This window comes from Sulfurimonas sp. (assembly GCF_014859695.1).
Classification (GTDB): domain Bacteria; phylum Campylobacterota; class Campylobacteria; order Campylobacterales; family Sulfurimonadaceae; genus Sulfurimonas.
This window is the reverse complement of the sequence record NZ_JACUTS010000122.1, coordinates 1-3,835: the sequence shown is the minus strand read 5'-3', so window position 1 is coordinate 3,835 and position 3,835 is coordinate 1. Positions and strand designations below refer to the sequence as shown.

The 3,835-nt window shown below is 37.9% G+C and carries 5 protein-coding genes; 3 read left to right on the top strand and 2 right to left on the bottom strand.

What is annotated here, in order from left to right:
- Positions 1 to 62: 62 nt before the first annotated feature.
- Positions 63 to 617, bottom strand: a complete 555-nt coding sequence (locus IBX42_RS11615) for a LemA family protein (protein ID WP_294933095.1) — start codon at positions 615 to 617, stop codon at positions 63 to 65.
- 156 nt (positions 618 to 773) lie between these two features.
- On the opposite strand from IBX42_RS11615, the gene IBX42_RS11610 reads away from it, so the two are divergent.
- The 3 genes from IBX42_RS11610 (at position 774) to IBX42_RS11600 (ending at position 2,572) form a co-directional block, all read left to right on the top strand.
- Positions 774 to 920, top strand: a complete 147-nt coding sequence (locus IBX42_RS11610; RefSeq protein WP_294933094.1) for a lmo0937 family membrane protein — start codon at positions 774 to 776, stop codon at positions 918 to 920.
- A 29-nt stretch (positions 921 to 949) separates the two neighbouring features.
- Positions 950 to 1,135: a DUF2892 domain-containing protein gene (locus IBX42_RS11605; protein WP_294933093.1), complete on the top strand. Its 186-nt coding sequence runs from the start codon at positions 950 to 952 to the stop codon at positions 1,133 to 1,135.
- 99 nt (positions 1,136 to 1,234) lie between these two features.
- Positions 1,235 to 2,572 (top strand): deoxyguanosinetriphosphate triphosphohydrolase, encoded by a 1,338-nt coding sequence (locus IBX42_RS11600; protein ID WP_294933092.1) that lies wholly within the window; start codon positions 1,235 to 1,237, stop codon positions 2,570 to 2,572.
- Positions 2,573 to 2,595: 23 nt separating this feature from the next.
- Here the strand turns inward: IBX42_RS11600 and IBX42_RS11595 are convergent, their stop codons facing one another.
- The gene (locus IBX42_RS11595) at positions 2,596 to 3,786 is read right to left on the bottom strand and encodes an NAD(P)/FAD-dependent oxidoreductase (protein ID WP_294933091.1); all 1,191 of its coding nucleotides are present in this window, start codon (positions 3,784 to 3,786) and stop codon (positions 2,596 to 2,598) included.
- Between the last annotated feature and the right edge of the window lie 49 nt (positions 3,787 to 3,835).

The window sequence follows — 3,835 nt, the reverse complement described above, 5'->3', positions numbered from 1 at the left end:
CATTTTCTAAAGAAACATTTTCACTTCGTGAAAACCGCATTAGCTTGTTTTAGTGTTTAACATCAATTAAAAAGCTCTTTGACATCTATATTTTTACGCTCACTCTCTACAATCTCAAACACCTCTTTTCTTCTGTAGCTCATAAGTGAAGCCATAAAATTTGTCGGAATCATCTCTATGGCATTGTTGTAGTCCGTTACCGCTTGGTTGTAGGCACGTCTAGCGGCTGAAATCTGCTCTTCTACTTCATGGAGCGTGTGTTGGAGATGCATAACATTTTCGTTTGCTTTTAGCTCAGGATAGTTCTCAACGGCAACCATTATGGAGCCAAGAGCCGAGGTTACTTTTGCATCAAGAGCCATTTTGTGTGCATCGCTGATATCTGGTTTTATTGCCTCTGCACGAAGCTTTGTAACCTCTTCTAAAAGCGACTTTTCATGCTCCATATACTGCTTTACAGATGCAACAAGATTTGGAATGAGGTCGTAGCGCTTTTTAAGAGTCGTATCAACACTTGCAAAGATATTTTCAACCTGATTTTTCTTCGCAACCAGGGAGTTGTACATCAAAATTAAGATTAAAACTAAAATAAGGAGAATTATAAAAGGCATTGACATATGGACATCCTTCAATTGTATCTAACAGTAGTTTACCTTAAAATAATTAAAAATGTTTTAAGATTTATTTATATTTAATTAAGATGCTTAGATGTATAGTGTTAGCAGATATGTTGTTAAAACTCCATACCTTAATATTGAATAAAAGGAGTAATCATGATAGAAATTATTGCTGTCGTGTTGGTTGTTCTTTGGCTTTTGGGATTGGTGACTTCTCATACTTTAGGTGGGTTTATTCACATTCTTTTAGTTATTGCAGTCGTGGTAATTTTAGTTCGTGTTATACAAGGTAGGCGTTTATAAGGTATTAAATTTATATTAGGAGGTTTTAGATGACAAAAAATATAGGTAAAGTTGACAAAGTGGCTAGAATTGTTATCGGAGTGATTTTCATTGTTCTTGGCATTATGACAGGTAGTTGGCTGGGGCTTATAGGAATTATTCCTATCGCGACAGCGGTTATAAATTGGTGCCCGCTTTATGATTTGCTCAAAATAAATACTTGCGAAAAGCCGTAGATTTTTTTATAATAAGCTCTTTGTAAATTAAATTCCCACATTCATGGGAATTAATATCCCAAAATCAAATTAAAATTTTTCTAGCGTGGAAATAAAAAGATGTTTAAAAAGTTACTATCAAATAAGAGATACTATGGCATTAACGATATAAGAGATGATGATGAACAGAACTATTATCGAAGCAGTTTTCATAAAGATTATGATAGGATAATTTTCTCCAACTCTTTTAGAAGGCTCTCAAAAAAGACGCAGGTGCATCCTCTCTCAAAAAACGACCATGTTCATAACAGACTCACACACAGTTTGGAAGTTGCAAGTGTCGGACGAAGCCTTGGGCTTAGGGCAGGGGAATTTTTAAGCAAGAAATACTCTGAAGTTAAGATAGACCCTTACGATGTGGCATATATAATTCAGACGGCATGTCTGGCTCATGACATCGGAAATCCGCCATTTGGACATGCGGGAGAAGAGGTTATAAAAGAGTGGTTTGAGAGTAACAAAGATAAAAGTTTTTTAAAAGAACTCTCAAGAGACGAGCTTGAAGATTTTATCCACATAGACGGAAATGCACAGAGTTTTCGGATTGTAAGCCAGATAGAGAACAACCTTTTTTGCGGAGGAATGAGACTCACCTTTGCAACACTCGGCGCTTTGGTAAAGTATCCTTACCCATCAGCTAGATGTGAACATTTGGGCAAATCTAAGTTCAACTTTTTTCAAAGCGAAGCGGAGTTTTTTAAAACTCTCTTTTTGGAGCTTGGGCTTGTCAAGATAGACGGCTCCTACAAAAGACATCCGCTCTCATTTCTTATGGAAGCCGCAGACGACATCTGCTACGGGCTGCTTGATTTGCAGGATGCTGTTGAGCTAAAAATCATTACGCTAGAAGATACAAAAAAGATTTTTACTCTTATTTGCGGCAATCAAGAGGTTGAGGAGATATACGCAGACGAGAACTATTCAGATATAAAAAAGGTCTCAAGACTCGTTGCAATCTCCATCCATAATCTGGCACTTCACACTATGGGAGTATTTGAGGATAATTTTGAGACGATTATAAGCGATAATCAGTCAAAGGATTTGATAGAGCTTTTTACAAACGAGGCATATAAGAGTGCAATGCAAGAGGCAAAAAGCCTTGCAAGCAAAAAGATATTTAACGAAAAAAGAAAGATAGAACTTGAACTCGGAGCATATAACATAATAGAGACTCTGCTTGATAACCTCATTCACGCAACTTACGATTTTTATAAAAAAGGTGATGAAACAAAATTACCCTTTAGATATAAACGAGCTTTGGAACTTATGGGAGAAGACAGACCCAAAAAAGGGCAGAGTCTGTATATCATGTACCAAAGAGTGGTCGACTACATAGTCGGCATGACTGATAATCATGCAAAGTATGTAGCAAATCAGCTAAATGGGATGGGGGTTTGATGTGCCATGATAATATAAGTAAATCAATCTCCGGTTATATGTTTGGCAGCCAAATATCCGCTAGCCCATGCAAAGGCAAAGTTATATCCGCCACGGCGACCTACTACATCTAGAACCTCTCCGCAGAAGTAGATATTTTTTTGTTTTAGTGATTCAAAAGTTTTTGGATTTATATCTGCAGTATCCACGCCGCCGCCTGCAACCTCTGCATGTCTGAAGCCGTGAGTGTCGCTTACATCAAAACGCCAATTTAGCATCTGGTTTGCTACCTTTTTGCTTAGTTTTATGCCGATTTCATTACCGCATGTTGAGTGTAAGATATCGAGTTCTTCTAAAATTCCTGAGACTATTTTTGATGGGATAAGCCCGATAAGAATCTCGAAAATCGTTATTTTTGGATCTAATTCAGCCATCTTGTTTATATGGTTTGAGAGTTTTTGCGCATTAAAAGCAGGAAGCAGATTTATAGATATACTGACATGTATCCCCTCCGCCAAAGCAACACTTGCACCTTGAGAAATATCTAAAATTGCAAAACCGGAAACTCCGTAATCGCTAAAGAGAATATCCCCCTTACATGTAAGCTCTTTTTTGTTGTTTATAAGCAGCGAGACTTCCCCCTCTGTTTTGGCTCCGCTCATTCTTTTCACTACGGATGAGTTTAGATGAAGCTGGACAAGAGATGGATATGTCGGGATTATATTGTGTCCAAAAATTTCTGCAAACTCCAAGCCGTCTCTGTTTCCGCCTAGATGAGGTGCCGCCTCTGAGCCTGTTGCTATGACAACCGAATCATACTCGCCAAGCAGTTTTTTTATATCTTTGATTTTTGTATCCGTGTGAATATTTACGCCTAAACTTTTTGCATGACCAAGAAGCAAAGAAGCAACACTTTTTGCTTCATTGCTAAGCGGATAGACACGTCCGTCATCTTTGGCGTCAAGCAAAAGCCCAATGCTTTGGCAAAATCTCTCAAACGCATCAAATCCAAACTCCTTAAGCGCAAACTCCACAAAAGAGGGGTTCTGGCAAAAGTAATCGTTTGAACTTAGGTTTTTGTTTGTAATATTGCAGCGACCATTCCCCGAAACCAAAATCTTTTTGGCGCATTTTGAGTTCTGCTCAAACAAGTCCACATGCACATCTTTCTTTGCACAAAATATCGCACACACTAAACCGCTCGCCCCACCGCCGATGATTGCTACTTTTTTCATTTTATTCATAAAGTGATTTTAGCACAATAAAATATCTATATAGTGATTT

Bases quoted from the DNA above. Each gene is read 5' to 3' on its own strand.
- IBX42_RS11615 (WP_294933095.1), bottom strand. From the start codon at position 617: ATGTCAATGCCTTTTATAATTCTCCTTATTTTAGTTTTAATCTTAATT.
- IBX42_RS11610 (WP_294933094.1), top strand. From the start codon at position 774: ATGATAGAAATTATTGCTGTCGTGTTGGTTGTTCTTTGGCTTTTGGGA.
- IBX42_RS11605 (WP_294933093.1), top strand. From the start codon at position 950: ATGACAAAAAATATAGGTAAAGTTGACAAAGTGGCTAGAATTGTTATC.
- IBX42_RS11600 (WP_294933092.1), top strand. From the start codon at position 1,235: ATGTTTAAAAAGTTACTATCAAATAAGAGATACTATGGCATTAACGAT.
- IBX42_RS11595 (WP_294933091.1), bottom strand. From the start codon at position 3,786: ATGAAAAAAGTAGCAATCATCGGCGGTGGGGCGAGCGGTTTAGTGTGT.